Here is a 25673-nt window from a genome sequence, read left to right as displayed (position 1 = left end):
ATACCGCAGCTTACGTTGCCGGGGAGTCGGACACGAGAGAAAGGTTTCCCCTTGCTTTTTGCGCAAAACCTCCTCCTCTCTCTTCCGCCGCATCCCCCGCTGCGCGTCCCGACGCTCCTTGTCCCTTGCGCGGGCTTCGTCGGCATTTTCGCTGACGAGCGAGAAACCCCGCCGGCTTTGGAGCAGGCTCTGTTAGACACCCTTGCGGGAATCCGCCGTCCGGAGGCCGGTTGCGTTTTCTATCTCGGACAAAATCTCGCGCAAGCTCCTGCGGGATGGGCGCGCGCGCATGGGCTCTCCCTGCTCGGCGCAGGGGCGGGCTACGAGGACACGATTTCGGTCGAAGCGAACCTGCGGCGATCCGGCGGTTCTGTTCTTCCCGCCTGGCTCTTCCGCTTCTTGCCGCTGGAAGAGCGGCTTTCCAGCCCTGCCAAAGACCTTCCCCTGGTCGAACGGCGTTGGCTTTCCCTCGCCTGCGCCCTGGCGGCACGCCCGCGCCTTCTGCTTCTCCATCGCCCGCTCGAAGGATTGCCGCCGTTGCCGGAGCAGGCGCTGCTCGAGCGGCTGGTGAGGATCAATTTGGAGGAAGGCATCGCCTTCTGCTTCACCGCCGCATCCGGCTCTCTGGCCCAAGCAGCAGCCGCCTCCTTGTACCGAATCGGCTCCGGCCTGCTGCTTGCGGCCTAGCCGCCGCCTTCATGGCGCGGGTTTCTCCCCGGCCGGAGGCGTCTCCGGCTGCGGCAACGCCGGCTCGGAAGAAGGCTCGGGAGTCTGGCTGGGAGGTACCGCCCTCTCGGCCGGCTGGGAAGCGCTCCTCGCAGGACGCGCCTTACTCTCCGGCTCCGGCGGAGGCCCTTGATAAAACTCCTTATGACGGATCTGACCGCCCGCATGGCTGGTCCAAAGCCCGAGAAAGAGCGAAGCCAGACAGGCGAGCACAGTGGCGGAGGCCAGGAAGCTCAAGCCCTTGGGGAAGAGAACGGAAGTGACTAAGGTCAGGGCGGCGATCGCCGCAGTCCCGTAAAGCATCCACACCGTTCTCTCACCCCGCTCTTCATGAACCTTCAACCAGGCCTTCTGCTTCTCCGTGACCATGGTCTCCACCCGGTCGAAACCCTCCTCGCCGTAGTGCTGCACGAGCCAGCCGGAGGCCGAGGTGAGGATCACGAACCCGAGGGCGACGATCTGGGTAGCCCGGCTCTTCAATGCGAGACCGGCAAGATAGAAAGCTAATGAGGTTGCCAGTCCGTAGATCGGTATCGGATGGAGAAGGACATGGACATACTCCGGCTGCTTAAGCGTATCCAAAACATCGCGGAATTCATTCACATCGCGTGCCGAACCGATAGAGGCACTTCCCGCGCAAGCAAAGGACTCCGGACGCCTTGCGTGCCCCCTCCGGCGGCCGATCTGCGGCGCCAGAAGGCAACATCTCTCTTTCGCCCGGAATGTCGACCAGCAGGGAACGATATCCGTTCCCAACCTGTCTCCGCCGCTACTTTTCGAACTCGGCCTCCTCGATCAGGTTGTACCCTTCCGCGCTCACCAGCTTCCCTTTGACCGTCACCGTCGCCGTTTTCGGAATCTCGGACGTCTTCAGCGGCTTATGATCGCCGAGCAGCATGTAGAGCTTGCCGTCTTCTCCCTTGAGACCTACTGGCAAGCCCAGATTGATGCACTTCCGGGCGCAACTCGAATGCTTGTCTCCCGCGGCACCGTGATCGAGGTAGCAGTAGAGATCGACGAGCTCGCCCTTGACCGTGACCTCCTGCTTTTCGGCCGCGCGGAGCCCCGTGATCCCCGCGCAGAGCAGCAGCATTCCGCACAAGATGCTTTTTCCCATTCGCATAGTTCTCTCCCTCCCGTTTTGTGGGGCATGCTATAGAAGCGCCGCCGAACGCCACAAGCCAAATCGTCCGTCCTGCATACCCGGGCCCGGGAGATGCGCCGCCGTCGGTCAGGGCGGGGTTTCCGCCGGCGACACAATCTCCCAGAGAGGCCCTTTCCGCCCCTCGACCACGATCTTCGCTCGCCGGCCGAGGTGGTTCCGGATCAGCAAAACCATGCTGGCGCAGAAGAAGACGAACACCAACAGGTCGACCACGCGCAGCAGACCTCTTCCCACCTTGCGCCCGAATGCGCTCATAATTCCATCGGCCGCTTGCTTTGGGCTTCCGGCCGTGCGGCCGGAAAAAACAAGAGAAGCTTGCGCCTACGGCGTCGCCTATGCAACAGAAAGCCGATGGCCGATTCGCTGCGCCGCCTCGCCGCCCTCTTCCGGGAAAATGAGAGCTTCCTCATCTTTTCGCATATCCGCCCCGACGGAGACGCGCTCGGAAGCTCGATCGGCTTGGCCTCCATCTTGAAGGAGATGGGAAAGAAGGCGCGCGTGCTCAACGAGGAGGGGGCAAACGAAACGTATGCCTACCTTTCCGCCACGATCGCCGTCGAAAAGACTCCGGTCGACCCTCCGCCCGACTCCCCGAAGGTGATCGCCGTCGACTGCTCGACTCGGGAGCGGCTCGGAGAGACCTTCCTGCGATGGGGTGTCCCCGTGGACGCGAATATCGACCACCATCCCGACAACCCGGGATATGCGGCGATCAACTGCATCGATCCCGGCGCGCTCGCCACCGCGGAGCTCCTCGCCCGCGCGGCTCTGGACCTGGGCCTTCCGCTCGGCGCGGAAGCGGCCTCCGCGTTTTACGTCGGCATCCTGACCGATACCAGCTCCTTCTGCTTCCGGCCGATTCGGCCGGAAACTTTCGAGCTTGCCGCGACATTGATCCGGGCGGGAGCGGACCCCGAAACGCTTTCGTGGCGCACCTTCCGGAACTTCTCCATCCACCGCTTCTCGCTGCTCCGCGAGGTCTTGAATCGGACGCGCTTCGCCGCGGACAATCGGATCGCCTTTTACCGGCTCACGGCCGACCTCTATGCCAAAACGGGAACAAGTTCGCTCGAGGTCGAGAACTTCCTGAGCTATCTTCAACTCGTGCAGACGGTGCAGGTAGCCTTCATGGTCGAGGAGAACGGTCCCCGGCTCACGCGCATCAGTCTCCGATCGTCTCCTTCGATCGACATCCGCCCGGTCGCCGCCCGCTTCGGCGGCGGAGGCCACCGGTGCGCTGCCGGCGCGCGCGTCCCGCTCCCCGCAGAAGAAGTCGAACGGCAGCTTCTTGAGGCGATCGTTCCCCGCCTGCAGCCCGGCTCCTGAGCCGGGGGCGCGCGATCTATGGCTTCTACTACATGGACATCGACGGCGTTCTTCTTTTAGACAAGCCCAAGGGATGCACGTCCCATGACATGGTCGATTTCCTCCGGCGTCGCTTCGGGCTGCGGAAGGTCGGCCACTGCGGCACCCTCGATCCTCTGGCAACCGGGTTGCTCGTCCTGGTTCTCGGCAAGGCGACGCGCATTCAGGACCTGCTAATGGCCGAAGACAAGACGTATCGCGGGACGATGCGCCTCGGCCAAATCACCGACACCCAAGATGCCGACGGCCGGATCCTCGAAGAGCGTCCGGTCCCCTCGTACTCCCTCGATCAGCTGGAGGCGGTCTTCGCCAAGTTCTCCGGAGAATTTCTCCAGGTGCCTCCCATGGTCTCCGCGATCAAGCATCATGGGAAGCCTCTCTATAAGCTGGCGCGAGAAGGCAAGGTTATCGAACGGCCGCCGCGCGCCGTCGAGGTCTACTCCTATCGCATCCTCGAATGGAAGCCCCCGATGCTCGGCTTCGAGATCTCTTGCCGCAAGGGCTTCTACGTGAGGACCTATTGTCACGACATCGGTCTGGCCCTCGGATGCGGAGCCCATCTGGCCGAGCTACGCCGCCTGCAGTCCGGAAACTTCTCGGTCGAGCGAGCGCTTTCTTTCGCGTCGCTGCAGCAAATGCATCGAGCGGAGGAGCTCCTGCCTCATGTGTTGTCCCTACCCGAAGTTTCGCGCATTCGACGGCAGTAGAGGGAGGAGCAAGCCGGCGGACAGGGATGCCATGGAGGAAGCGAATCAAGAGATTCTGCTCGGATCGCTCTTCGAAACCGGGCCCCGACCCGGGATCCGTCACATCACGATCGGCTCCTTCGACGGCGTCCACCGGGGTCACCAAGAGGTCCTTAGCCGGCTCCTCGCCCTCCCTCCGGGCCCGAAAGCCTGTGGAGTGGTCACCTTCGAACCCCATCCGCTGACGGTGATCTGCCCCGAACGGTCTCCTCCTCGGCTCACGACCCCTGCGCAAAAAGTCCGCCTGCTCGCCGCCTCCGGTGCGGCCTTGGTGTTCGTAGTCCGCTTCGACCGGAAGCTCTCCGAACTGTCACCCGAGGCGTTTTTCGAATGGGTGGTGCGGATCTTTCCCCACCTGCAGACCGTGGTCGTCGGGCAGGATTTCCGCTTCGGCCGCGACGCAGCAGGAGACGTGGGACGCCTGCGGGAGATCGGCACGAGGATGGATTTTGCGGTGAGAATCGTTCCTCCCCTGCTCGACAACGGGAGCCGAGTGGCGAGCAGCCGGATCCGCCAGGCGATCCGGGAGAGAAGATTCGACGATGCCGAGCGTTGGCTGGGACGCAGCTACGCGGTGGTCGGCCAGGTGGCTCCGGGAGAGGGCATCGGTCGCCGGATCGGAACCCCCACCGCTAATCTCACGGATATCGCCCAGCTCCTCCCGCCCGAGGGGGTCTACGCCTGCCGGGCCCGGATCCCCGAGGAGTTCCCCGCGGTAGCCAACTACGGCCGGCGCCCCACACTCGGCAGCGGATCATCTCCTCGGCTCGAGGTCCATCTGCTTGGCTTCGCCGGAGATCTCGACCGCAGGGAAATCGAAGTCTCCCATTGGCACTTCTTAAGAGAGGAAAAACGTTTTGCGTCTCTCGAGGAGCTTCGTGCGCAGATCGCGGCTGACGTGGTGGAAGCCCGCAACCATTTCGCGCTAGCCCGCTGACCGGCGAAAGGAACCCGTGTCTTCCTCACTCCTAGTCCTCCGAGCTTCCCGGACGATCCTTACGCTTCTGGTGGGAGCCTACTTCCTCTTAGCCGGGATCGACAACATGCTCGACCCCTCGGCCAACTGGCCCTATCTCGTCCATGTCCTTTCCATGGACAGCGTTCCGGCCGACTCTCCGTTGCGCTGGCGCGCGTTGCGACTGCCCGCTGCGTGGCGGCTTCTCTTCGGCGGGCTGATCGCCTGGGAACTTGCCACCGCTTTTCTCTGCTTCCTCGGGAGCTTCCGGCTGCTCCGCGCATGGTTCGGCACCCGGCAGGAGTTTGCGCGGGCGAAAAGTTGGGCGGTCGCGGGCCTCACCTGCGGCCTGGTGCAGTGGCTTTTCTTCTTTCTGATCCTGGCCGGGGAATGGTTCCAGCTCTGGCGAGGATCGCTTTCCGCAGCGCTCTCCGTCGCAGCCCGGATGTTCGCCGTCACCGCCCTCTCCTTGATCTACTTAACCCAAGAAGAGGAAGGACTCGAGACTACGGATGGATCGCCGCCGAAAAGCGACGGCTGAATCGGTCGGCCAGGGGATGACGCCATCCCAGGATCAGGAAGAGGTCGCGGTAGATCCGCGCCAATTCTCCCTCGCGGAAGTTCCTCTCCTCTTCCAGGATACCGAGCCAGGTCTCCATGGCTTCCGCCAACCGCCCCCCGCGGAGGGCCTCCAGACCCTCGTAGTACCGAGACAGACGCCCGCCCGCCCCCTCCGCCGGCGGAGCCGGGGAGAGGAACGCTCCCGCCAGCTCGCGAATCGCTTCCACGACGGAGGGATCCCGCGCAGCCTCCTCCGGGCCGAGAACCTCCAAGGCGCCCTTCGGATCGGAACAGACCGCAGCCCGCGCATAGAGGAGGGAGGCCTCGGGGTCCGTGACCCCCGCCGCCCGCTCCTGCGCGAGCAGTTCCGCCGCCTGTCGGCAGTCTCCCTCGCCGAAGGCGGCCACCGCCCTCCGGTAGCGAGCCGAGCGCGGGACCGGGATCGCTTTTTCCAGCCAGCGCTCGATCTCTCCTTCCGGAAGCGCGCCGACAAACCCGTCGACCGGCTCCCCTCCGATGAAAAGGCGGACATCCGGGATGCTGTAGACCTCGTACTGGCGGGCGATCTCCGGCGCTTCCTCGGTGTTGACCTTCACGAGCTCCCAGCGCCCCCGAGCCCGCGCTGCCAGCCGCTCGAGCACCGGCCCAAGAATTCGGCAGGGGCCGCACCAAGGCGCCCAGAAATTAACCAGCACCGGCACCGTGTGGCTCCTCTCCAAGACGTTTCGTGCAAAGCCGTTCCTAAAACCATAGACAACCATTCCCCTACCAGGGAAGATCGTCCAGGACGTCGGCCGAACAGTGTTGCCGACGGTTCGCGTGCCGGGGTTTCGCCGGCAAAGTCCGGGTAGCGCCCAATGCCCGCGCTTTCGGGAGCAGAGGCGCGGGAGGCAAGCGGTTGCCTCCCGACCGGGCATGCGCTGCATGCGCCGCTTTGAGTCTCTTCCGAACGTCCGCCCAGAACGACCATACATGCTTCGCCCGATTCCTCGCGGGTAGGGCGAAGGTGAGATGGCCGCCATTGCGGGTCGGCACGACGGCCTCCCGCACGGACGGGCGCTCGGATAGACCCAATCCTCTCCGGGCGATGGCGTAGGCCGCGCCCTGGTGAGAACCGATGCCGTGACGGCGCGCATGGTTGACCGCGCCAATCACGGAAGTGTAGGCCGGGTTGATCTCGACCACTTCAACACCAGCGCGAAAAGAGGCCGCCTTGAGCATCGCGATCGTCTTGGCGTAGGCGAAGGATGAGAGCGAGCGAGCCCGGACGCAATCGACCGCCTCCAGCTCGGCCCTCCGCTTGCGAAGATCCAATCGCTCGATCACGAGCGGCTTGCCCGATTCGGCGCAGGCCCGGGCGATCTGCCGGCACGCATCGCCGATCGCGGCTTTCGCTTGTTCCTCGCTCTTCCCATAGAGCAGATGCAATCCGATCCTGCGGATTTCCACGAGATTCCCGAAGCGATCCGTTTCGGCTACGGCCAGATGGTCCTCGTTCATGTCGATACCAATCGCCCCAGCCAGATGGCTCGTCCTCAATAAGACCGGTTGCGCCTCGACGCTTGCGAATACCCGCCACCCCTTCCGGTCCCGCACGAAGCGGTAGCTTACGGCGGATCCCTCCCGCTTCCGTGCCAGCATCCCTGTCTTAGTTGTCCCGGTAACGATCCGGCTGGCGGAAAGCGCCCGGAGGATCGCATCCTGGCCGTAGGCGAAGCGCACGCCCTCAAGCACCAGGTGTTTGCTCGTGCTTCCCAATCCGTCCGGCAGCCGCAACCGCAGCCGCAGGCTGCCGTCCGGAGCGACTGCGGCTTGGCAGGACTGGTTGCCCGATGTCTCGTCCTTCGATCCGAGCACGAAGCACTGGCTGCTCCGCTCCGCCTGCCAATCCTTCTTCCAATCGGCGTGGCTGGCGTATCCGTTCTCTTCCAGGGCAAACTGCTTGCGGAAGAGGCGTCGGGAACCGAAACAGAGCCGGACCCGGCCGGACTCCTGATCGGCCAGAAGCGCCTCGAGCTTCGCCCGCAGGACGGCAAGCCGCCGCTTTTTCTGGTGCACGACATTCGATCCCGGATGCTTCTTCTCCAGCCGGCCGACCGCCTCTTCCGCTTTCCGGATCCGCCATTTGGCTTCCTCGATCAACTCGGGCCGCCTTTCCCGGATCGAGGCGATCTTGCCTTCGAGCTCGACCCGAATGGCGTTGAACTGCCGGGCGGTGAGGCCGAACCGGCGCAGAAACGACCGCTTGAGCTCGTTTATGGAAACGCCCGCCCGCATCCTGGCGAAAAGAGTCCGCTGCGCCCGCCCGTAGAGCGCCGTATAGGCGTCAAGACACGAAGTCTGCTCATGCGTCAACCTCAACCGGGTCTGGTAGGTGAAAACAGGAAGCTTACTCATGGATCGCTTTGAGCGCCTTCTCGGCGCGGTCCTGGGCGGATCGCTTCCCGTAAAGCCTGGCACACATCGAAACGATGACCTCATGCAGGTCGCCCACGATGTCATCAGTCCTCTCGTTTCCAGTCGGCAACTGCTCGACCGGAACGGGCAAACGCCCCTCCTTCCACATCCGCCAAGCCGTCTTGTAGCAGACGCCCTGCCGCTTGGCCCAGACACTCAACTTCACTCGGACATACTGCCATTAAACTTGCTATGTGTCCATATATTTTTTAGCTGCTGGCAACCCTCCGTTGTATTCGCCATCGCCATGCCCTCACAATGTCATATCCACGTCTCCCCCGCAACGGAGGCTCACCGCTTCCGGCAGAGGTAGATTCCGTCGGCCACCGGCAGAAGCAGCCCTTCGATGCGCGGGTCGTTCCGCAGCTTGTCGTTCAGCGCGCGGATCGCCCGTGTATCCGGATCGTCCGTCCCGTCGCGATCCAGAACCCTGCCGCCGCGGAGCATGTTGTCGAACAGGAGCACTCCTCCCGGCCGCATCCGGGGAAGCAGAGCCTCGTAATAGGCGTCGTAGCCGGTCTTATCCGCATCGATGAAGGCGAAATCGAAAATCGCCTCTCCTGGGATCGCGTGCAGGCTCTCCAACGCGGGTCCCAACCGCAGCTCGATGCGGCCGCGGACCCCCGCCCTTTCCCAGAAGCTTCTCGCGATCGCCGTCCACTCCTCGCTCCGGTCGAGAGAGAGGAGCGTTCCCCCTTCGGCCAAGCCGCGGGCGATCGCCAAGCCGCTCGCACCGGTGAACGTGCCGATCTCGATCGCTTGCCGCACCCGGAGCGTCGCGACCAGGAAGGTCAGGAAAGCCCCCTCCTCTTCGGGAATCATCATCTCCGCGACGGCTCCCAGCCGCAATGTCTCCGCCTGGAGAGCCCTCCAGAGTGGGTCCGTCCATCCGCTCCGATGTTCCCGCACATAGGCGCAGAGAGCATCATCGAGCCGGATGTAATTTTGCAGTGCCATGGCGGCTTTGCGGTTAGGTCTCCAAGCTTTTCGCCCGATGCCAGGCTGCCGCGAGGGCCCGCCGCAAAGCTTCGTGCCACCCTTCCTGCTCCAGGACGGATAGAGCTGCGTGGGTGATGCCGCCGGGCGTCCGGCTCTCCGCGACAACCTCCGCCGGATCGAGATCAGTCTGCTTCAGAAGCTCGATCGCACCGGAAGCCGTTGCCAGGAGCATACCGCAGGCTTCCTGCGCGGGCAACCCCGACTCCTCGGCGAAGCGAAGCATGCAGGCCAAAAAGGCGCAATAATAGGCGGGGCCGCATCCGGCGAGGACGGTGGCCAGGGGGAAGAGAGGTTCCTCGATCTCGATAGCCTCGCCGAACCGTCCCAGCAGATTCCGGATCTCTTCCCGATTGCGGTCCTCCCAGCCGGGTCCGAGGCAGTAGGGGATCACCCCCGAGCCGATGCGCACAGGCAGATTCGGCATCGCACGGACGATCCGGGCCGAGGATGCCACCAGCGACGCGATCTTCGCCAAACTCAGCCCGGCGGCCACGGAGACGATCCACTTGCCGCCGGTCACCGCCCCGACCTGCCGCAGCACGCCGGGCGCCTCCGGCGGCTTGACGCAGAGAAAGACGATATCGCTCTGCTCCACCAGCTCGCGATTCCTCTCCTCCGGATAGAGTCGCGCTTCCGGGACCGCTTTCCGAAAAGCCTCCCCGCTCTCCCGCGTCCGGGTAGAGGCCGCCAACACCCACGAGTCCTTCCCCCCTTGGATCAGGCCCCCCGCCAGAGCGCGTGCGATCCGTCCGCCTCCCAGGAAGCCGATTCTGGTCTTCATCCCGTCTTCCCTATGCGCCCGCAATAAGCCTGCCAGATCCATTCGCCCAGCTCCTCCCGACTCCGATCGGCCACCGGAACGACCAGATGAGCCATCCGATAGAACGGCTCGCGCTCTTCCAGAAGTTTCCGGAGCGTCTGCCGGCGATCTGCGGCGGCGGCCAACAGCGGCCTCCCCCGGCCCTCCCGAAGCCGCGTCGCCAGCAGATCGACGGGGGCCTCGAGGTAGAAAACCAGGCCCCCTTCCAAGAGCAGGCGGCGATTTTCCTCGGAAATAAACGTGCCTCCCCCTGTGGCAAGAACGCCCGGCGGCTCGGCCAGCGTCCTCCGCAATGCTTCCGTCTCCCGCCGGCGGAAATACGCTTCCCCTTTCTTCTCGAAGAGCGCGGAGATCGAGCAATGTTCCCGGCGGGATACGATCCGGTCCAAGTCGTAAAACGGCAGGCCGGACCGGTGCCCGAGCCACCGGCCGAGAACACTTTTTCCGCAGCCCATCATGCCCACCAGCACGAGGTGCCTGCGCCCGGAATCCGCCGGGCTCGACCCCTTCCCGCGTTGAGGCGAAGCCGCTTCCTCCATTCCTCCGGCTTTCTCGGCAAGCCCCTTTGTCATCTCACTCCCTTCGGAACCGGGCCATAATTATGATAAACTTTTCCGCGCGCCCGCGATAGGAACGATAGGACATGCCCAACACATTCGGCCACCTCTTTCGGATCACCACCTGGGGCGAATCGCACGGCGGCGGGGTCGGTGTCGTCGTCGATGGCTGCCCGCCGCGCATTCCCCTGGCGCCGGAGGAGATCCAGCGGGAGCTCGACCGGCGCCGGCCCGGGCAGAGCCGGCTCACGACGCAACGAAAGGAAAGCGATCGGGTCGAGATCCTTTCCGGGCTCTTGAACGGCGTCACCTTGGGCACGCCGATCCTACTCTGGGTGCACAACGAAGATGCCCGTTCCGAAGCCTATGAGGAGATGCGGGCGCTCTTCCGGCCGAGCCATGCGGATTACACCTACCAGGCGAAATACGGGATCCGGGCCTGGATGGGAGGCGGACGGGCTTCGGCTCGCGAAACCGTCGGTCGGGTCGCGGGAGGGGCCGTGGCCGGGCAGTTCCTCAAGCGGGCCTTTCCCTCCCTTAAGGTCGTAGCCTACGTCTCGGAGGTTCACGGCCTTTCGGCTTCCGAGCCGGCCCTCCCTCCCGACCCAGCGTCCCTGGAATCCAATCCGCTGCGATGGCCGGATCCGGCCACCCTCTCGCAAGCGATCGCACAGGTCGAGGACGCCCGCAAGGCCGGTGACTCGGTGGGTGGAGTGATCACCTGCCGCGTACAAGGCTTGCCGGCGGGACTGGGAGAGCCTGTCTTCGACAAGCTGGATGCCGACCTGGCCAAGGCGATGCTCTCGATCCCGGCGGCAAAAGGTTTCGAGGTCGGTTCCGGCTTTGCCGGCAGCCGGCTGCGCGGCTCCGAGCATAACGATCCCTTTTATTTCGAAGGCGGCCGAGTCCGCACACGGACCAACCGGAGCGGCGGCATTCAAGGGGGCATAAGCAACGGCGAGGAGATCTACTTCCGCGTCGCGCTCAAACCGGTGGCCACGATTGCCCTGCCGCAGGAAACGGTGACCGAGAAAGGTGAGCCTGCGATCCTCCGCGCCCGGGGACGCCACGATCCCTGCGTTCTGCCGCGGGCCGTCCCCATCGTGGAGGCCATGACCCGCCTCGTCCTGGCCGATCACGCCCTTCGCCAGAAAGCCATGGAATGGGAATTCGGCGCATGAGTCCGCTCCCGTTGCACCAACTGTGGTGGGCGGTCGCGCTCCTTCCGGCGAGCTTCCTTCTCGGCTGCCTGCCATTCGGCTACTGGGCCGGCCGCTTGCGCGGCATCGACCTTCGGACGCAGGGGAGCGGCAATATCGGCGCGACCAACGCCTGGCGTGTCCTGGGGCCCGGATGGGGCCTCTGGATCTTTTTGCTCGATTTTCTTAAGGGAGCCCTCCCGGCCGCCGCCGGACTCCATTGCGCGAGCGCCACGTCCATTCCCGTCGGCGACCTGCTCGGCTCCGCTGCCGGCTTGGCCGCCATTCTCGGCCACAATTTCACCCCCTGGCTTGGAGGCCGGGGCGGAAAAGGCATCGCTACCTCGGCCGGCGTGCTGCTCGTGCTGGTCCCCTGGGCCTTCCTTATCCTCATCAGCATTTGGGGCTGCCTCTTTCTCGCCGTCCGCATCGTCTCCGTCGCCTCCCTCGGTGCCGCGCTCGCCTTTCCGGTCGCCACGGCCATCCTCTACCCGAAGCGGACGGTGCTCCTCGTCTTCTCCCTCCTTGCCTCCCTGCTGGCCCTCCTCCGCCATCGGAGCAACATTCGGCGCCTCCTCCAGGGAACCGAATCCCGCTTTTGCCGAAAGAACCGGGGAGATCTCTCCGGCACGGGAGGGAGCGGCGCGTGATCCAGGGCGGTCTGTGGCTGTGAAAGTTTGTCTCTTGGGAGAAGGCCGCTGGGGCCGTGCCGCGGGAGAGATCCTGAGCGAAAACGGCCACGAGCCCTTCTTCGTGCATCATCAGGAGACCCGCTGGCCCGGGCCCTTTGACCTTCTCTGCCTTGCCATCCCGGTCCAGCATATCCGCGAGACCCTCCGCCGGTTGACGGCGCCGGCCGTTCCGGTCGTCAGCTTAGGGAAAGGATTGGAGATCCGGACGGGCTTCCGCGTGACCCAGATCGTCCGTGAGGTTTGGGGTACCGGGGCCCTTGCCGCACTTTCCGGACCGAACTTCGCCGCGGAGATCCTCCGAGGGCTTCCGGCGGCGACCGTGGTGGCGTCGGAAAACGAGGATCTCGCCGCATGGCTCCAGCGCCTCTTTCACAATCGGCGATTCCGGGTTTACCGCTCCTCCGACCTGGCCGGAGTCGAGGCCGGGGGTGCCTTGAAAAACGTCTACGCGATCGCCGGAGGCCTGTGCGCCGGCTTGGAGCTCGGGGAGAACGCCTTGGCCAGCCTTCTTACCCGTTGCCTCGCCGAAATGACCCGCCTGGGAGTCCGACTGGGCGGCCGTCCGGAAACCTTCGCCGGCTTGAGCGGCCTCGGAGACCTCATCCTGACGGCGCGCAGCCGGCAAAGCCGCAACTTCCTGCTCGGGCTTTATCTCGCCCAGGGCGCTTCCTTGAAGGAGGCGCTGGCGATGGCCGGGAGCGTCGTGGAAGGAATGCCCACCTCCGCCTCGGTCCAGGAAAATCCTCTCTTCGCCGACGTCAAGAAACCGGTGGCCGACGAAGTCTACAAAATCCTATTCGAGGGCAAAGACATACGGCGCTCGCTCCTCGACTTGCTCGAGCGCGAGGCCGCGCCCGAGGGCCGGTAGGCGAAGCGCTCCGCGCCCGTTGCAATGTCATGACCTGTTCCTTTACAGTTGACAGCGCGGGGGCTTATTCTCAATGAAAAAGCAAGGAGCGAGCCGAAATGTCGACGGAACGAAAAGTACGCGTCCTGGCGGGAACCCTCATCCTGGTCAGCCTTCTCCTCTCACTCTGGAGTTCCTGGTGGCTGCTGTTGACAGCCTTTGTGGGTCTTAACCTGCTCCAATCGGCCTTTACCGGCTTCTGCCCGGCGGAAAACGTCTTCCGCAATCTCGAACGGCGCCACGGATCGACACAGGGGAGAGCGAACTAGGAGTCGAGCCGGCCCATGTCGCCCCTTCGCCCGGCAGGGAGTGCCCTTGCGCTCCTTTTCCTTGCGGGTCTGGCGGGCGCGGGCATAACCGAGTCGACGGGCCAGACGCCTCCTCCGCCCGAGCCTGCGGTCGGCACCCAAACGATGGAGTTCCGTAGCCGAGCGAGCCGTCCGGAGGAAGCCGACCCGCCGAAAAGGCCCATGGCCCGCGATAAGGAAGCGATCGGCTCCGAGCATCCCCTGATCCGGTTCTGGAAAAAAGTCCAGGCGCACTATCCGGAGCTTAAGAAAAAGCATGCCAAGCTCCAGGAGATGCTTGCGCAAAAAGCGCTCGCCACTTCCGGTTTCCTGCCCAGGGTCTACGGCTGGGCAGACTCGATCACCACGGACAATCCCGTTCTCGGCTTCATGTTTCACTTGACCGAGCGGAATTTTTCGGCGGGCGACTTCAACATCAACACGCTCAACCATCCGGGAACGGTTTCCAACCAAAACATGGGCATCATGGCGCTCGTCCCGATTTTCGACGCCATGCAGACCATCGATTCGATCCGCACCGCCAAGCACCTCATCCGGCAAAGCGAGCAAGAGGAACGATTCACCCGGATGGAAGCGAGCCTCCTCGCGATCGACGCTTATCTGCAGCTGCTCCTGGCGGAGCGCGAGGCCGCGCTCGCGCGCCTCGATGTGCAGGCATCCGCCCGCGATCTCGAGCAGGCCGTCCGCCTGATGGAACAAGGACTTGTGCTCGGAGCCGATTTTTACGCGGGTCGGTCGATGAGCGCTTCGCTCGAACAGAGCCAGAACGGCTACCTGTCCAAGCGGAAAGTAGCTCTGGTGACCGTCAACACGCTCCAAGGGGAAAGCGCGGACGCCGAAGTCTCCGTCGCCGGTTCGATCCCCGCCCCGCACAAGGGCCCGACAAAACCCTTGGAGCAATGGGTTCAGGAAGCTTTGCTCTATCGAAGCGATCTGCTGGCTCTCCAGTCGTCGATCGCGGCGCAGCATTCGGAGGTGGGCCGGATCAAGGCCACGGCTCTGCCTTCGGTGAGCGGCTTTGCTTCCGGGATGCTCGATAGCGACAACTTCAACACCGGAGGCAGAAGCTACACGGTCGGTGTCCTGGGCACCGTTCCTCTCTTCGATCCCTCCCGGGATCCCAAGGTCAAGCAAGCCCAGGCGGCGGAGGAGCAGCTCCGGCACGAAGCGGCATCCTTGCGCGATCTCATCCAGAACAAGCTCGGCCAAGCCTATGCCGAGTATCAAGGGGCCCTCCAAGATGCCGAGATCCTGGGCCGAGCCAGCGCCGACGCTCGGAAATCGACCGAGATGATGGCCGAGCTCTATCGGGAAGGACGGAAGACGATCGTCGACCTGCTCAGCGTCCGACAGATGCAGCTCCAGACCGAAATCGGCTATTGGGACAGCCTCGCCCGGGCCGAGCTTTCCCGGGCTAAGCTCTACTTCCTATCGGGGCAGCTCGATGATTATCAGGTCCAGCAGATCGCCCAGGAAATCGGAGGAGCAGTTCCATGACGGGAAAGCCGGACGGGGGGCCGCTCGGCGGATTCATCCGCTTCTTCTCTTCTTCTCTGGTTACACCGCTGCTCATTCTCGCCTCCTGGCTTCTGGGCACCTTCGCGTTGATCGAGCTGCCCCGCGAGGAAGAGCCGCAGATCGTCGTTCCGCTCTTCGATGTTTTCGTCTCGATGCCCGGCGCAAGCCCCGAAGAGGTGGAAAAGCGGATCGTCAACAACGGAGAGCGGGTCTTTTGGCAAATCCCCGGAGTGGAATATGTCTATTCGACGGCAGCTCCCAACGGGGCGTTGTTCATCGTCCGATTTAAAGTCGGCGAAGAGATGGAGAAGAGCCTCATCAAGCTCTTCACCAAGGTCTATTCCCATCTCGACTTGCTTCCTCCCGGGGCCTCCCTGCCGCTGATCAAGCCGCGCTCGATCGACGATGTGCCGATTCTCGCCCTGACCTTCTACAGCCCGGCGAGGGACGCCCTGAGCCTGCGCCGAATCGTTGCGATGGTCCGCGATAAGATCAATCCGATTTCGGATATCTCGGAAACCACGATCCTCGGGGGACGAAAACGCCAGTTCCAGGTTTTCTTCGATCCGGCCAAGCTCGCTGCACATCTCCTCACCCCGGCGGATCTTGTCGCGCTGATCCGGCAGAACAACGTCCGGCTTCCCGCCGGGCACATCGAATCGGAGCCTAAGCTCATCGAGGTCGAACCCAGCGCCCTCATCATGACGAAGCAGGATCTCGAGAACTTGGTCGTCAGCGTCAGCCATGGGAATGTGGTCTACCTTCGGGATGTTGCTCAGGTGGTCGACGGACCCGACCAGGATGAACGGAGCTTGACGCTCCGCTTTGGGGCTGGGTCGAACCGGCAAATCCAGGAGCCGATCGACGCCGTCACGCTGGCGATCGCGAAGAAGAAGGGAGCCAACGCAACCTTCCTGGCCCGGAAGATCCTTGCGAACGTCGCGGCCCTGCGGCCGGACATCCTTCCGCCCGATGTCCAATATGTGGTCACGCGGGATTACGGGCAGACGGCTGCCGAGAAGTCGAACGAGCTTTTGGAGCACATGGGCATCGCGATCTTCGGCGTGAGCCTGCTGATCGCGCTTTTCCTCGGCGTCCGGGCGGCGGCGATCACGATCATCGCCATTCCAACGACGTTGGCGATCACGCTCCTCACCTTCTATCTCTTTCATTTCACGATCAATCGGGTGACTCTTTTCGCGCTGATCTTCACGATCGGCATTCTCGTCGACGACCCGATCGTCGGCGTGGAAAACATCGTCCGGCACCTCCACCTCCCAAGCAACGCCGGACGGCCGCTGCTCGCCATCGCGACCGAAGCGATGCTGGAGATCGTCGGCCCCTTGATCCTGGCCACATTGGCGGTGATCGCCGCAATCCTTCCGATGGCTACCGTCGGGGGGCTGATGGGTCCCTACATGCGGCCCATCCCGATCGGCGCGACGGCCGCCATGATCGTTTCCATGATCGTCTCCCTTTCCGCGACTCCCTGGGCCTCCGTGTTGCTCCTCAAAGGGAGCCAGCATGCGGGGGAGCGCGGGGAAGGCTTCCTCATCCGCATCTATCGCGGATTTGTCACCCCCCTGATCGATAACCGGTGGCTTCGCCTTCTCTTCGTCCTCGCGCTGCTGCTTCTTCTCGGTGGTGCGGTGGCATTGATCCCTCTGAAGCTCGTCCGTGCCAAAATGCTTCCCTTCGACAACAAGAACGAGTTCCAGGTCATCCTCAACATGCCCGAAGGAACCCCCGTGGAGGACACACGATCGGTGCTGGATCGGATGGCCGATGTCGTTCTGCGGCTTCCGGAGGTGACCAATGTGGAGATCCAGGCGGGCACGCACTCCCCGTATAACTTCAACGGCCTCATCCGCCACTATTTCCTGCGGGAGGCTCCGCACCAGGGCGATCTGCAGGTCAACCTCAAGGACAAGTCCGAGCGCAAGCGCCAGAGCCACGACATCGCGGATAGCGTCCGGCCGGAAATCAATCGCATCGCGCAGACGGTCGGCGCCCACGCGCAGGTCGCGGAGGTGCCGCCGGGCCCTCCGGTTCTCTCGACGCTGGTCCTCGAGATCTACGGCCCCTCGCTCCAGGAGCGCCGGGCGCTGGCGGCCCAAATCGAGGCGCTCATGCACCGGTCGGCCGAGATGACCGATATCGCCACTTACGAAGAGGCTCCCCGTCCCTTGGAGGTCTATGGCATCGATCTGCTCAAGGCTTCCTTGAACGGCCTGCCTGGGGAGGCGATCGCCCAAAACGTTGTGACCGCACTCCATGGAACGAGCCCCGGCTTGGCGCATACACCGGAAGAGCCCGAGCGGGTGGAAATCCTGGTCCGCCTGCCGCAGCAAGAGCGGCGGTCGGATCAGCCGTTGCGCAACCTCGAGCTCCTGAGCCGATTCGCGCGGCTGATCCCGGTGAAGGATCTCACGACGACGGAGCGGACGCACCAACGCCATCCCATCTACCATAAGAACTTGATGCCGGTCACCTATCTGCTGGGCGACGTCACCAGCCGGATCGGCAGTCCGGTCTACGGCATTCTCGATTTTACCCCCACGCTCGAGAAGCTCCGGACACCCGAGGGGAAGCCGCTCGAAATTCTCTACACGCACCTACCGGACAGCCCGAACAGCTGGGCGATCAAATGGGACGGCGAGTGGCAGGTGACCTACGAGGTCTTCCGGGACCTGGGAAGGGCCTTCGCCGTCGTGCTCATCCTAATTTTCATCCTCGTTGTCGGCTGGTTCCGCTCCTTTGTAACCCCCTGGGCCGTGATGCTGCCGATCCCTCTCTCCTTGATCGGCATTCTTCCCGCGCACTGGTGCCTGGGGATGTTCTTCACCGCTACCTCGATGATCGGGATGATGGCCGGAGCGGGAATCGTCGTCCGCAATGCCATCATTCTGGTCGATTTCATCGAGATGCGGCTAGCCGAGGGCGATTCCCTTGAGGAGGCGGTGATTTCTGCGGGCGCGGTACGGTTGCGGCCGATCCTGCTGACCGCCTTGGCTGTGATCATCGGGAGCGCCGTGATCCTTTTCGACCCCATTTTCCAAGGACTGGCTCTCGCGCTGATGTCGGGCGAGATCGCCGCGACTCTCCTCTCGCAGCCCGCGGTCCCCGTTTTCTATTACATGTTGCGCAAGCGGCAGATCGCCAAAGAGAAAAAGCTTTCGCCGGCTCCTTCCGAGCCCGTGCAGCATTGACCGACATCCCCGATTCGCCACGAGCGGCGGCTTTTGTGCAAAAATTCTCTTGCGCGCTGTTGCTTGTATTTGTAATGTTCTCGGTCAGTCGGCTACTCTGAGCGAGGGGCGCGTCTTGCGTGGGAGGCCGCAGGGATCTTTGACCAGGAGGCGAGCGGAGGCCGCATGCAAATCGAGCTTTTCTACTTCGACAGCTGTCCGCATTGGACCGCTGCCTTGCGCCATGTCGAGGAAGTGCTCGTCGAGGAAGGCGGAATCCACGAAATCCGCTTGATCCCGATCCGGACGCTCGCGGATGCGCAAAGGCACCGATTCTTCGGCTCCCCCACGATCCGCATTGAGGACCGGGATATCGATCCTGCCGCCTGGGGCCGGTTGGACTACGGCTTTGGTTGTCGCCTCTATCCGAGGGCAGACGGCTCGATTCATCCGATTCCCTCCAAGGAGTTCCTGCGGCAGGCCTTCCGGTTGCATCGGCCTCTCTCGATAGCCGAAGCCCACGGCGAAGTGCTCGAGTCGATCAGGCGGCAACATCCGGAGTGGGCTGCCGAATCGATGGCGGAGTGCTCGCGATGCGTGCGCTACGAGTATGAGCTAGCCGATCCGCTTGGCTCGCCGTCGGAGGAGTAACGCGCTCTGCGCCAAAAGCCCCGGGCGGCGAAACGCAACGGGCTAAGGGGTCTTTTGGTTGTTTTCGTCCTTTTCGGTCTGAATGGCGATCCGTGTGATCCCTTGCTTGCGGATTTCGTCGAGCACGCCTACGACGTTATCGAAAGTCGCTTTCCGATCGCTGTTCAAGAAGACCTTGGCCTTATCCGGCCCGACCTGGGCCTTGAGAGCGGCCAGCCTGCCAGGAAGCTCGGCCGTGGACACCCTGTCATGGTCAAAATAGACTTCCCCTTTTTCGGTGACCGTAAGGGTTACCTCTTGCTCTTTCCGCTCCTCGCTGCCGGCCGTCTGGGCCTTCGGAAGCTGCACGGCTACACCGGGGTTTTTCACCATGGCCAAGGAGACCATCATGAAGGTGGCCAAGAGGAAGAACATCACGTCGATAAACGGTATGATCTCCAGACGCGGCCGATGGCGTCGTGGCGGAGCGACTCGCATGGATGCTTATGATTATTCCCGGGTCAGCGTCCCTGCCGATGGGCGGGAATCTCCCCCTCCAGGTATTCGGTTTCTCCCGACGGACGGCGCTGGAAGCGGAGCAGGAGCATTTCCAGCTTAGTGGAGGCGGCTTCCATCTCCCGGCGCATGGCCTCCATGCGGGCGCTGAAGAAATTGAGCGGCACGATCGCCACGATCGCCACGCCCAGACCGAAGCTCACCGCGATCAGCGATTCGGCGACGCCGCCCGTAATCGCCGCCTGCTTCCCCGCGAGCTCTCCGCCACCCACGATGCTGAACGCCCGCATCATTCCGGTGACCGTGCCCAAGAGACCAAGAAGCGGTCCTAACGTAACGGCGGTATCCAAGACGACGAGGCCTTTGTTGTAACGGTCCAGTTGCGAGTTGGCTGCTTCGAGCAAGGCATCCGAGACCGACCCGTCCTTGTGGCGCATTCCCTCCGCGAGCACCCGGATCACCGGATCCTTCGATTTCTCCGCGATGGCCAGCGCCTGAGCGAGATGACCGTGCTCCACCAGCTCGAAGATCTTCCGAAGGAGCGGGATATCCCTGCGCCGCGTTTCGGTCATAAGGAAGAGCAAGCGCTCGAAGAGCACCGCCACGGTCACGACCGACAGGAGAAGAATCGGCCACATGATCGGGCCGCCTTTGAGGAAGAGTTGGTAGATCATGGCTCTAGGGGAGAAGTCCGCTTAGGGAGCAGAATGGGGCCACGCTTCTTATGCTATGCCGGGCCATCCGATCAAGCACAAACCCACCGTTTCCAACGATCGCCGTCCCCTTCCTTGTCGATACTCGAGACGGCGAACCGAAGCAAGCGGTAAATGCAACGGGCTGCGGTCAGGCTCGGCGCCGCCCCCTGCCCAGCAGGAAGTCGCCGGCCCAGCGTCCGATCGTCCATGCCAGCCGAGCCCGTTCCGCCCAGGAAAGGAGCCGCCAGGCGGAAAGAAGCGAGCTCCGGGTTTTGCTGGGCGTACGCAGGACCCAGATGTCACGAAGCTCGCGGAAGAGCTGCACGCCCGGCCGCACCACTTGCGCTAGGCGCCAGCCGAGTTCCAGCATATGGACGGGCGTGCGCAGCTCGTCAAGAGCGGCGCCTAGCTCCGCCCGCTGCCGGTCGCAGGCGGCGACGAGCTCCTGGATCCTCCGCTCCCTTATTTCCTTGCCCGATCGTGCAGCCATGCGACGTCCTTGCCCAGTTCGCGAATGGTCTGGGCGAACGGCGTCCCCGAGATCCGCATTCGCTTCCATACCTGGGCGCCCACATAGATCGTCGCCCCCAGGCAAACCGCTCCGATTGTTCCTACGGTGATGATTCGCGCCGTCGGATCGTTCCAAGTCAGCGAGAGCAATGCGATCCCGAGCCAGAGGATCGTCAGGGCACCCAGGAAAAGACCGACACCCAGCCACAGGAGCAAGCGGAGCAACCGCTCGATCTCCGACTGAAGCTCCACGGAAAAGAGCTCAAGCCGGAGCGCAAGCAACCGCAGCAGAAGCGTGAGCAGCTTCTGCCCCGAGCCGGTGACGCCGCCGCGCTGCTGCGCTTCCGTCATCTATCGGCGGCTCAAGAGCGCCCCGAGCAGAACACCGAAGACCACTCCCACACCGACCGCCTCGTAGGGATGATCGCGGACGATCCGATCGACTTCCTGGATTCCCCCCATCGCGCGGCTGGCCAAACGGTCCTCCCGCTCGCCCAGATACTCGCGCAGCGAGCTGATTCGGGCGGTCAAGCGCTCCTGCACGTCGCGAGCTTTTTCGCTGAGACTGCCCGCCGATTCCTTCACGAGGATCTCCGCGTCGTGCATCACCTCCCGCACATCGTTGAGGAGCTTCTGCCTAGTGATAACTTCATTCATGCCAAACCTCCTATCCCCTTCTTCGAGAATAGCAGACGACCACCTAGGGGTGCAAGCGAGGCTTTCGTTTCTCTTGCCCCCATCCCACGGCGGTCGTCCGGCATAGCCCCGAGAACCGATTGCGAGCCTCTCTTCGGATTTTGCGCGGGCGGAAAGAGCCGGGTGGTGTTTATCATAGCCGGAGAGAGAGCAAATCGCGGAAAATGAGCGACGATCGATTGGACGAGCTTCTGCAGAGCTGGCGGCCGGAGGGTCGGCTCCCCAGCGCCTTTCAATCGGAGGTCTGGAAGCGGGTGGCCTTACGCTCCCAAACGACCCTTCCGCCCGCTCGACCCAGCCGCGCAACCGTGGCGGCGATCTTCGCTTCCTCCATCCTCGCCTTCCTTCTTGCGACGAGCCAGGTGGCTCGATGGCAACGGGAGCGGTCGGCGGCCCTCAAAGCCCAATACTTCCAGTCGATCGACCCGCAGGCCCTCGCCGCCGCTCGGGAAGGACAGTCGCCGTGAAAAGGTTCCTCCGGCTCGCCGCGCTGACCATCGGCGTCGCGGTCACCGTCTACCTGACTACCCTCTTCTTGGAGACGCTCCCTTTCCGACAAGCCAACCGCAATCCCGACCCGGCGTTGCAATGGCTCCGTCAGGAGCTCGACCTCTCCGAGGAACAGACGCGGGCGGTCTCCCGCCTGCAGGACGCGTATCGGCCGAGCTGCCAAGCGATGTGCCGCCGGATCCTGGCGAGCGACGCCAAGCTCAAGGAGCTTTTGGCGAAAAGTTCTGCGCTGACGCCGGAAATCCTCGCAGCCCTGGCCGAGCGGGACCGGCTCATCTCCGACTGCCGCCGGGCCTTCATGGAGCACATCTACGCGGTCAGCCGCGAGCTCTCTGCGCATCAACGGCAACGGTATTTAGCCCTCGTGTCCGAAGAGCTGTTGGGCTTGCCGCCGGACGCGAGCGTCGCGCAAAGGAAAGAACGCGGCCGATGAGCGAGCCGGATCCCGACTGGGAAACCATGGCGCGTCTCGCAAAGGGGGACGATCGGGCGCTCAACGAGCTCATGGATCGTTGGCAGGAGAGACTCTTTCGACTTCTTTGCCGGCTCACCGGCGATGCGGCCTCTGCGGCCGATCTGGCGCAGGAAACCTTCGTCCGGGTTTACGAGGCCCGCCACAAGGTCAGGCCGAAGGGCAGCTTTTCGGCCTGGCTCTTCACAATCGCCACCAATCTCAGCCGCAACCTCGCCCGATGGCGCAAGAGGCATCCGACCGTTTCCCTCGCGGAATGCACGGACAAAAACGGGGCGCCCTCATGGGAGGAACGCCTCGGGGAGGAGTGCCCACCGGGCGCCCGGCTCGAAAAGGAGGAGATCTGCGAGCGGGTCCGTTCGGCGGTTCTCTCCCTGCCGGCACGGCTCCGAGAGGCTCTGGTCCTCTTCGAATACGAAGAGCTCTCTTACGAAGAGATCGCCCAGGCCCTTGGATGCTCTCGAAAGATCGTGGAGATGCGGCTTTACCGGGCACGCCGACGCTTGCGGAGGGCGCTCGCCAGGGAACAGCTTCTCTGAACCGTCCGGGCCGCCCTATCGGCGCATTCTTTTTTGCTTGACCGGCAGCGGCGCGAGCGCAAGCATTGTCATCACAAGGCTAAGGATGCGATTGCAATTCCTTCCAGGAGGTTTTTTTCATGAGCGAGAAACTGTCGATCGTCCTCTTTTCCGGCACCGTCGATAAGCTGATGGCGGCCGCCACCATCGCTTCCGGCGCCGCCGCCATGCAAAAGGAGGTGACGATCTTTGCGACCTTTTACGGCCTTTTTGCCTTCCGCAAAGGGGATTGGAAACAGAACCGGAGAGTCAGCAAGGAATTCGAGGATTTCGGCGCCCAATTTCTGCGCGTCCTGGAAGAGAAGAAGGTCCCCAACTGGCTGGAGACCCTGCAGAACGCCAAGGAGATCGGAGACGTCAAGGTCAAGGCGTGCGGGCTCACGATGGATCTGCTCTCGATCAAGCTCGAGGATCTCGAGCCGATCGTGAGCGAGATCGTGGGGGTCGGCCATTTCGTCGAGGAGGCTTCGGGCGGGCAGATCCTTTTCCTGTAAGAAAAACTCGACTTCGTTCTCACCGGAAGCTGCGGAAAAAACGGAGGAAATCATGGAGGGTGTCAAGATTGCCAAGGAGGTCGATGCGCGGGGGAGCTTTTGCCCAGGGCCCCTCATGGAGTTGATCCGGCTGGTCCGCTCGGCCAACGTGGGCGATGTAGTGGCGGTCATTTCGGCGGACGAGGGGAGCAAGAAGGACATCCCCGCCTGGATCCAGAAGGCTCGATACGAGCTTGTCGGCATGGAAGAGGTTGCACCCGGAGCCACCCGCTTCCTCTGCCGCAAGAATCATTAGCCTGCCGCCTCTCTTGTCCTGTCGGCTTTCCCGGGAAATGATCGGCGCAGCATGAAAACAATCCTCATCCTCGGAGGCGGAACCGGAGGAACGATCGTGGCCAACCGGCTGGCACACCGGCTGCGGCCCGAAGAGGCCTCGATCGAAGTCGTCAGCGATTCTCCTCTCCACTACTACCAGCCCGCTCAGCTCTACATCCCGTTCGGGGAGGAGGACCCGAGAAAGATCGCGCGCTCCGAGCGGAAGTTGCTCAATCCCCGAGTCAAGCTACGGATTGAGACGATTACGGAGTGGCTCCCGGACAAGCAGGCGGTGCGGACCGCCAAAGGGCATACCCTGTCCTACGACTACTTGATTATCGCCACCGGCTCGGTTCCCTGTCCGGATGCCGTAGAGGGATTCGTAGCCGGAGCGGATCATTTTTATACGCCCGACGCGGCCTATCGGCTCTACCACAAGCTCAGCGAGTTCGAAGGCGGACGTCTCGTGGTGGGAGTGGGAGGAATCCCTTTCAAGTGCCCCGTCGCTCCGCTCGAGTTTACTCTTCTTGCGGAGGCATTCTTAGCCCATAAAGGGATCCGGTCCCAGACCGAGATCATCTACACCTCCCCCTTGAACGATGTCTTCCAGATCGATAGCGTCGTGCCCGTAGTCCGGTCGTTGTTCGAGCAGCGCGGTATCCGCGCGGAAACTTTTTTCAACCTCGAATCGGTCGACGCCGAAAAGAAGATCGTCAAGAGCCTGGAAGGAACCGAGCTTCCTTTCGACATCCTGGTGATGACTCCGCTGCATAAGGGAGCGCCATTCCTGCGGGGACACCCGATGGCCGACAACGATGGCTGGGTCAAGACCGATCGCAGCACGCTCCGGGTGGACGGACTGCCCAATGTTTGGGCGCTCGGGGACACAACCAACCTGCCGATCAGCAAGGCCGGAAGCACGGCGCATTTCGAGGCGCCGGTCATCGTCGAGCAGATCGTGGCCGCGATCCATAAAGAGGAACCCTTGCCGGGAAAAGCGGTTTACAACGGGCATGTCACCTGCTTCATCGATTCAGGATACGGCAAAGCGGCTATCCTCGACTTTGATTACGATCATCCGCCGGTCGTGGACGAACCTAACGAATTCCGCCATCTTCAGAAGATGGCCTTCAACAAGCTTTACTGGTACTTGGTTCCGACGGCGGTCATCTGACCGCTCCGCTTCTTGTCGATCCTACGCGCCGGAAAGGCGGTAGAGGGACCACCACCGCGCCACTGCCGTCTTTTCCGCTACCGGACCGCGCGCACAGCGACCATACTTCCAACGAAGATCAACCAGACCAGAAGAAAGACTCGGGCCGGCTTTTTCGGGATAACCGTGCAGGCATACGCACCTCCGATCGCACCCAAAATTCCACCCGAGACCATGGCCAAAATGAGTCGGGAGTCGCTCATCCCCTGGTGAGCGTGAATGCCCCCGCCGATCAGCGAAAGGAGCATGCCGAAGGCGATATCCGTTCCTACGACCTCGCTCGGGCTGAGCTTGGTCAAGGTCAGTAGCAGGAGGCTCCCCAAGGCACCGCCCCCGGCGGAGAATGACCCGACCTCGACCCCGATGAAGAATGAAAAAGCGGGAAGCCATCGCAAGTAACGGTGGAGGGGGAGGCGGTGATCGGTCAGGGTAAACCAGAGATTGAGCAGGGAGGAGAGAACGACCGTTAGGCCGATGGCCAGCAGGAGGAAAGAGCCGAGGTGGCTTTTCCGCGAAAGATGGCCGAGCAAAAACGAGCCGGCTACCACCCCGGGAATCCCGCCCAAGGAGAGAAGCAGCAGGATCCGCTTGTTGATATCCCCTCGGATAAAGTAGATGAGGGAGCTCGGGATCTTAATGAGAGCGGAGAATCCCAAGGCGACCCCGACGGCGACGGCCGGCTCGATCCCGAGAAAAAGAAGGATGGGGACCGTCAAGGTGCCGCCACCGACTCCCGTCAGCCCGATCAGAAAGGCGATGCAAAAGCCGAGGACATAAAATTTGGTCACATCTCTTCTCTCTTTTCTCTATGGGCCGTATCCCCTTAATTTCGAGCTTCCTTCCTCCGAAGGGCCATCGCCCACCGCTGCAAACGAAGGCAG

32 protein-coding genes and 1 pseudogene are annotated in these 25673 nt (G+C 63.0%); 18 read left to right on the top strand and 15 right to left on the bottom strand.

Annotated features, from left to right (window positions below; all coding sequences use genetic code 11):
* Window positions 1-51: 51 nt before the first annotated feature.
* Window positions 52-687 (top strand): hypothetical protein, encoded by a 636-nt coding sequence (locus tag MTHMO_RS00905; protein WP_202213122.1) that lies wholly within the window; start codon window positions 52-54, stop codon window positions 685-687.
* 9 nt (window positions 688-696) lie between these two features.
* Here the strand turns inward: MTHMO_RS00905 and MTHMO_RS00900 are convergent, their stop codons facing one another.
* From MTHMO_RS00900 to MTHMO_RS00890, 3 genes are all read right to left on the bottom strand, one after another.
* A complete protein-coding gene (locus tag MTHMO_RS00900) occupies window positions 697-1329 on the bottom strand; it encodes a hypothetical protein (RefSeq protein WP_237394673.1) in 633 nt (210 codons plus the stop codon).
* A gap of 166 nt (window positions 1330-1495) precedes the next feature.
* Complete coding sequence (locus MTHMO_RS00895; protein ID WP_237394672.1) at window positions 1496-1843, bottom strand: hypothetical protein; 348 nt, start codon at window positions 1841-1843, stop codon at window positions 1496-1498.
* Between the two features lie 114 nt (window positions 1844-1957).
* Window positions 1958-2146, bottom strand: a complete 189-nt coding sequence (locus MTHMO_RS00890; protein ID WP_202213120.1) for a hypothetical protein — start codon at window positions 2144-2146, stop codon at window positions 1958-1960.
* A 96-nt stretch (window positions 2147-2242) separates the two neighbouring features.
* On the opposite strand from MTHMO_RS00890, the gene MTHMO_RS00885 reads away from it, so the two are divergent.
* Genes MTHMO_RS00885 through MTHMO_RS00870 form a run of 4 tightly spaced genes read left to right on the top strand, consistent with a single transcriptional unit; the run spans window position 2243 to window position 5498 of the window.
* Window positions 2243-3217 carry a bifunctional oligoribonuclease/PAP phosphatase NrnA gene (locus MTHMO_RS00885; RefSeq protein WP_202213119.1) on the top strand — a complete coding sequence of 325 codons (975 nt, stop codon included), beginning with the start codon at window positions 2243-2245 and terminating at the stop codon, window positions 3215-3217.
* A 32-nt stretch (window positions 3218-3249) separates the two neighbouring features.
* Window positions 3250-3963 carry a tRNA pseudouridine(55) synthase TruB gene (gene truB, locus MTHMO_RS00880; protein ID WP_202213118.1) on the top strand — a complete coding sequence of 238 codons (714 nt, stop codon included), beginning with the start codon at window positions 3250-3252 and terminating at the stop codon, window positions 3961-3963.
* Window positions 3964-3994: 31 nt separating this feature from the next.
* Window positions 3995-4939 carry a bifunctional riboflavin kinase/FAD synthetase gene (locus tag MTHMO_RS00875; protein ID WP_202213117.1) on the top strand — a complete coding sequence of 315 codons (945 nt, stop codon included), beginning with the start codon at window positions 3995-3997 and terminating at the stop codon, window positions 4937-4939.
* Window positions 4940-4955: 16 nt separating this feature from the next.
* Window positions 4956-5498 (top strand): DUF2165 domain-containing protein, encoded by a 543-nt coding sequence (locus tag MTHMO_RS00870; RefSeq protein WP_202213116.1) that lies wholly within the window; start codon window positions 4956-4958, stop codon window positions 5496-5498.
* Here the strand turns inward: MTHMO_RS00870 and MTHMO_RS00865 are convergent.
* From MTHMO_RS00865 to MTHMO_RS00840, 6 genes and pseudogenes are all read right to left on the bottom strand, one after another.
* A complete protein-coding gene (locus MTHMO_RS00865) occupies window positions 5464-6279 on the bottom strand; it encodes a thioredoxin domain-containing protein (RefSeq protein WP_202213115.1) in 816 nt (271 codons plus the stop codon). The two genes, MTHMO_RS00870 and MTHMO_RS00865, sit on opposite strands and share 35 nt — an antisense overlap.
* Window positions 6280-6283: 4 nt before the next feature.
* Window positions 6284-7915 carry a transposase gene (locus tag MTHMO_RS00860; protein WP_202213114.1) on the bottom strand — a complete coding sequence of 544 codons (1632 nt, stop codon included), beginning with the start codon at window positions 7913-7915 and terminating at the stop codon, window positions 6284-6286.
* Window positions 7908-8030 (bottom strand): annotated as a pseudogene (locus MTHMO_RS11170) (IS607 family transposase); the annotation flags it as partial. The pseudogene MTHMO_RS11170 and the gene MTHMO_RS00860, both read right to left, overlap by 8 nt.
* A gap of 236 nt (window positions 8031-8266) precedes the next feature.
* Complete coding sequence (locus tag MTHMO_RS00850; RefSeq protein ID WP_202213112.1) at window positions 8267-8932, bottom strand: O-methyltransferase; 666 nt, start codon at window positions 8930-8932, stop codon at window positions 8267-8269.
* 13 nt (window positions 8933-8945) lie between these two features.
* Window positions 8946-9755, bottom strand: a complete 810-nt coding sequence (locus MTHMO_RS00845; RefSeq protein WP_202213111.1) for a pyrroline-5-carboxylate reductase — start codon at window positions 9753-9755, stop codon at window positions 8946-8948.
* Window positions 9752-10366, bottom strand: a complete 615-nt coding sequence (locus MTHMO_RS00840) for a shikimate kinase (RefSeq protein WP_202213110.1) — start codon at window positions 10364-10366, stop codon at window positions 9752-9754. The genes MTHMO_RS00845 and MTHMO_RS00840 overlap by 4 nt, the downstream gene beginning before the upstream one ends.
* A 71-nt stretch (window positions 10367-10437) precedes the next feature.
* Between MTHMO_RS00840 and aroC the strand changes: the two genes are divergently transcribed.
* The 7 genes from aroC (at window position 10438) to MTHMO_RS00805 (ending at window position 18814) form a co-directional block, all read left to right on the top strand.
* Window positions 10438-11532, top strand: coding sequence for a chorismate synthase (aroC, locus tag MTHMO_RS00835; protein WP_202213109.1), 1095 nt, complete (start codon window positions 10438-10440; stop codon window positions 11530-11532).
* Window positions 11529-12200: a glycerol-3-phosphate 1-O-acyltransferase PlsY gene (plsY, locus tag MTHMO_RS00830; RefSeq protein ID WP_202213108.1), complete on the top strand. Its 672-nt coding sequence runs from the start codon at window positions 11529-11531 to the stop codon at window positions 12198-12200. Before aroC ends, plsY begins: the two co-directional genes overlap by 4 nt.
* 13 nt (window positions 12201-12213) lie before the next feature.
* Complete coding sequence (locus MTHMO_RS00825) at window positions 12214-13110, top strand: NAD(P)H-dependent glycerol-3-phosphate dehydrogenase (protein ID WP_237394670.1); 897 nt, start codon at window positions 12214-12216, stop codon at window positions 13108-13110.
* Window positions 13111-13208: 98 nt separating this feature from the next.
* On the top strand, window positions 13209-13418 hold the full coding sequence (locus tag MTHMO_RS00820) for a DUF2892 domain-containing protein (protein WP_202213107.1): 210 nt from the start codon (window positions 13209-13211) through the stop codon (window positions 13416-13418).
* A gap of 15 nt (window positions 13419-13433) precedes the next feature.
* Window positions 13434-14954, top strand: a complete 1521-nt coding sequence (locus tag MTHMO_RS00815; RefSeq protein WP_202213106.1) for a TolC family protein — start codon at window positions 13434-13436, stop codon at window positions 14952-14954.
* Window positions 14951-18184 carry an efflux RND transporter permease subunit gene (locus MTHMO_RS00810; protein ID WP_202213105.1) on the top strand — a complete coding sequence of 1078 codons (3234 nt, stop codon included), beginning with the start codon at window positions 14951-14953 and terminating at the stop codon, window positions 18182-18184. The genes MTHMO_RS00815 and MTHMO_RS00810 overlap by 4 nt, the downstream gene beginning before the upstream one ends.
* Window positions 18185-18349: 165 nt before the next feature.
* Window positions 18350-18814: a hypothetical protein gene (locus MTHMO_RS00805; protein ID WP_202213104.1), complete on the top strand. Its 465-nt coding sequence runs from the start codon at window positions 18350-18352 to the stop codon at window positions 18812-18814.
* 42 nt (window positions 18815-18856) lie between these two features.
* Here MTHMO_RS00805 and MTHMO_RS00800 read toward each other — a convergent pair whose 3' ends face one another.
* The 5 genes from MTHMO_RS00800 to MTHMO_RS00780 form a co-directional block, all read right to left on the bottom strand.
* The gene (locus tag MTHMO_RS00800) at window positions 18857-19291 is read right to left on the bottom strand and encodes a biopolymer transporter ExbD (protein ID WP_202213103.1); all 435 of its coding nucleotides are present in this window, start codon (window positions 19289-19291) and stop codon (window positions 18857-18859) included.
* A gap of 23 nt (window positions 19292-19314) precedes the next feature.
* Window positions 19315-19983 carry a MotA/TolQ/ExbB proton channel family protein gene (locus tag MTHMO_RS00795; protein ID WP_202213102.1) on the bottom strand — a complete coding sequence of 223 codons (669 nt, stop codon included), beginning with the start codon at window positions 19981-19983 and terminating at the stop codon, window positions 19315-19317.
* Between the two features lie 169 nt (window positions 19984-20152).
* Window positions 20153-20494 (bottom strand): hypothetical protein, encoded by a 342-nt coding sequence (locus MTHMO_RS00790; protein WP_202213101.1) that lies wholly within the window; start codon window positions 20492-20494, stop codon window positions 20153-20155.
* The gene (locus MTHMO_RS00785; RefSeq protein ID WP_202213100.1) at window positions 20467-20865 is read right to left on the bottom strand and encodes a phage holin family protein; all 399 of its coding nucleotides are present in this window, start codon (window positions 20863-20865) and stop codon (window positions 20467-20469) included. The genes MTHMO_RS00790 and MTHMO_RS00785 overlap by 28 nt, the downstream gene beginning before the upstream one ends.
* Complete coding sequence (locus MTHMO_RS00780; protein WP_202213099.1) at window positions 20866-21171, bottom strand: DUF883 family protein; 306 nt, start codon at window positions 21169-21171, stop codon at window positions 20866-20868.
* A gap of 203 nt (window positions 21172-21374) precedes the next feature.
* Between MTHMO_RS00780 and MTHMO_RS00775 the strand changes: the two genes are divergently transcribed.
* From MTHMO_RS00775 to MTHMO_RS00750, 6 genes are all read left to right on the top strand, one after another.
* Complete coding sequence (locus tag MTHMO_RS00775) at window positions 21375-21677, top strand: hypothetical protein (protein WP_202213098.1); 303 nt, start codon at window positions 21375-21377, stop codon at window positions 21675-21677.
* Window positions 21674-22153: a periplasmic heavy metal sensor gene (locus tag MTHMO_RS00770; RefSeq protein WP_202213097.1), complete on the top strand. Its 480-nt coding sequence runs from the start codon at window positions 21674-21676 to the stop codon at window positions 22151-22153. The genes MTHMO_RS00775 and MTHMO_RS00770 overlap by 4 nt, the downstream gene beginning before the upstream one ends.
* A complete protein-coding gene (locus MTHMO_RS00765; RefSeq protein WP_202213096.1) occupies window positions 22150-22731 on the top strand; it encodes an RNA polymerase sigma factor in 582 nt (193 codons plus the stop codon). Before MTHMO_RS00770 ends, MTHMO_RS00765 begins: the two co-directional genes overlap by 4 nt.
* Window positions 22732-22850: 119 nt before the next feature.
* Window positions 22851-23264, top strand: coding sequence for a DsrE/DsrF/DrsH-like family protein (locus MTHMO_RS00760; RefSeq protein WP_202213095.1), 414 nt, complete (start codon window positions 22851-22853; stop codon window positions 23262-23264).
* Between the two features lie 52 nt (window positions 23265-23316).
* Complete coding sequence (locus tag MTHMO_RS00755; protein ID WP_202213094.1) at window positions 23317-23559, top strand: sulfurtransferase TusA family protein; 243 nt, start codon at window positions 23317-23319, stop codon at window positions 23557-23559.
* A gap of 51 nt (window positions 23560-23610) precedes the next feature.
* Window positions 23611-24753, top strand: coding sequence for an NAD(P)/FAD-dependent oxidoreductase (locus MTHMO_RS00750; RefSeq protein WP_202213093.1), 1143 nt, complete (start codon window positions 23611-23613; stop codon window positions 24751-24753).
* A gap of 77 nt (window positions 24754-24830) precedes the next feature.
* On the opposite strand, the gene MTHMO_RS00745 is transcribed toward MTHMO_RS00750, so the two are convergent.
* The gene (locus tag MTHMO_RS00745; protein ID WP_202213092.1) at window positions 24831-25580 is read right to left on the bottom strand and encodes a sulfite exporter TauE/SafE family protein; all 750 of its coding nucleotides are present in this window, start codon (window positions 25578-25580) and stop codon (window positions 24831-24833) included.
* Between the last annotated feature and the right edge of the window lie 93 nt (window positions 25581-25673).

Origin of the sequence: Methylacidimicrobium sp. AP8, from assembly GCF_903064525.1 — a bacterium.
GTDB lineage: Bacteria > Verrucomicrobiota > Verrucomicrobiia > Methylacidiphilales > Methylacidiphilaceae > Methylacidimicrobium.
This window is presented reverse-complemented; position numbering and strand designations above follow the sequence as displayed.

Excerpts from the sequence above, each read along its gene's own strand:
- MTHMO_RS00790 (WP_202213101.1), bottom strand. The coding sequence starts at position 20,494 with ATGGCTGCACGATCGGGCAAGGAAATAAGGGAGCGGAGGATCCAGGAG.
- MTHMO_RS00840 (WP_202213110.1), bottom strand. The coding sequence starts at position 10,366 with ATGACAAAGGGGCTTGCCGAGAAAGCCGGAGGAATGGAGGAAGCGGCT.
- MTHMO_RS00885 (WP_202213119.1), top strand. The coding sequence starts at position 2,243 with ATGGCCGATTCGCTGCGCCGCCTCGCCGCCCTCTTCCGGGAAAATGAG.
- MTHMO_RS00815 (WP_202213106.1), top strand. The coding sequence starts at position 13,434 with ATGTCGCCCCTTCGCCCGGCAGGGAGTGCCCTTGCGCTCCTTTTCCTT.
- MTHMO_RS00755 (WP_202213094.1), top strand. The coding sequence starts at position 23,317 with ATGGAGGGTGTCAAGATTGCCAAGGAGGTCGATGCGCGGGGGAGCTTT.
- MTHMO_RS00780 (WP_202213099.1), bottom strand. The coding sequence starts at position 21,171 with ATGAATGAAGTTATCACTAGGCAGAAGCTCCTCAACGATGTGCGGGAG.
- MTHMO_RS00820 (WP_202213107.1), top strand. The coding sequence starts at position 13,209 with ATGTCGACGGAACGAAAAGTACGCGTCCTGGCGGGAACCCTCATCCTG.
- MTHMO_RS00795 (WP_202213102.1), bottom strand. The coding sequence starts at position 19,983 with ATGATCTACCAACTCTTCCTCAAAGGCGGCCCGATCATGTGGCCGATT.
- MTHMO_RS00865 (WP_202213115.1), bottom strand. The coding sequence starts at position 6,279 with ATGGTTGTCTATGGTTTTAGGAACGGCTTTGCACGAAACGTCTTGGAG.
- MTHMO_RS00850 (WP_202213112.1), bottom strand. The coding sequence starts at position 8,932 with ATGGCACTGCAAAATTACATCCGGCTCGATGATGCTCTCTGCGCCTAT.
- MTHMO_RS00875 (WP_202213117.1), top strand. The coding sequence starts at position 3,995 with ATGGAGGAAGCGAATCAAGAGATTCTGCTCGGATCGCTCTTCGAAACC.
- plsY (WP_202213108.1), top strand. The coding sequence starts at position 11,529 with ATGAGTCCGCTCCCGTTGCACCAACTGTGGTGGGCGGTCGCGCTCCTT.
- MTHMO_RS00765 (WP_202213096.1), top strand. The coding sequence starts at position 22,150 with ATGAGCGAGCCGGATCCCGACTGGGAAACCATGGCGCGTCTCGCAAAG.
- aroC (WP_202213109.1), top strand. The coding sequence starts at position 10,438 with ATGCCCAACACATTCGGCCACCTCTTTCGGATCACCACCTGGGGCGAA.
- MTHMO_RS00890 (WP_202213120.1), bottom strand. The coding sequence starts at position 2,146 with ATGAGCGCATTCGGGCGCAAGGTGGGAAGAGGTCTGCTGCGCGTGGTC.
- MTHMO_RS00895 (WP_237394672.1), bottom strand. The coding sequence starts at position 1,843 with ATGGGAAAAAGCATCTTGTGCGGAATGCTGCTGCTCTGCGCGGGGATC.
- MTHMO_RS00750 (WP_202213093.1), top strand. The coding sequence starts at position 23,611 with ATGAAAACAATCCTCATCCTCGGAGGCGGAACCGGAGGAACGATCGTG.
- MTHMO_RS00845 (WP_202213111.1), bottom strand. The coding sequence starts at position 9,755 with ATGAAGACCAGAATCGGCTTCCTGGGAGGCGGACGGATCGCACGCGCT.
- MTHMO_RS00810 (WP_202213105.1), top strand. The coding sequence starts at position 14,951 with ATGACGGGAAAGCCGGACGGGGGGCCGCTCGGCGGATTCATCCGCTTC.
- MTHMO_RS00800 (WP_202213103.1), bottom strand. The coding sequence starts at position 19,291 with ATGCGAGTCGCTCCGCCACGACGCCATCGGCCGCGTCTGGAGATCATA.
- MTHMO_RS00805 (WP_202213104.1), top strand. The coding sequence starts at position 18,350 with ATGCAAATCGAGCTTTTCTACTTCGACAGCTGTCCGCATTGGACCGCT.
- MTHMO_RS00785 (WP_202213100.1), bottom strand. The coding sequence starts at position 20,865 with ATGACGGAAGCGCAGCAGCGCGGCGGCGTCACCGGCTCGGGGCAGAAG.
- MTHMO_RS00760 (WP_202213095.1), top strand. The coding sequence starts at position 22,851 with ATGAGCGAGAAACTGTCGATCGTCCTCTTTTCCGGCACCGTCGATAAG.
- MTHMO_RS00860 (WP_202213114.1), bottom strand. The coding sequence starts at position 7,915 with ATGAGTAAGCTTCCTGTTTTCACCTACCAGACCCGGTTGAGGTTGACG.
- truB (WP_202213118.1), top strand. The coding sequence starts at position 3,250 with ATGGACATCGACGGCGTTCTTCTTTTAGACAAGCCCAAGGGATGCACG.
- MTHMO_RS00775 (WP_202213098.1), top strand. The coding sequence starts at position 21,375 with ATGAGCGACGATCGATTGGACGAGCTTCTGCAGAGCTGGCGGCCGGAG.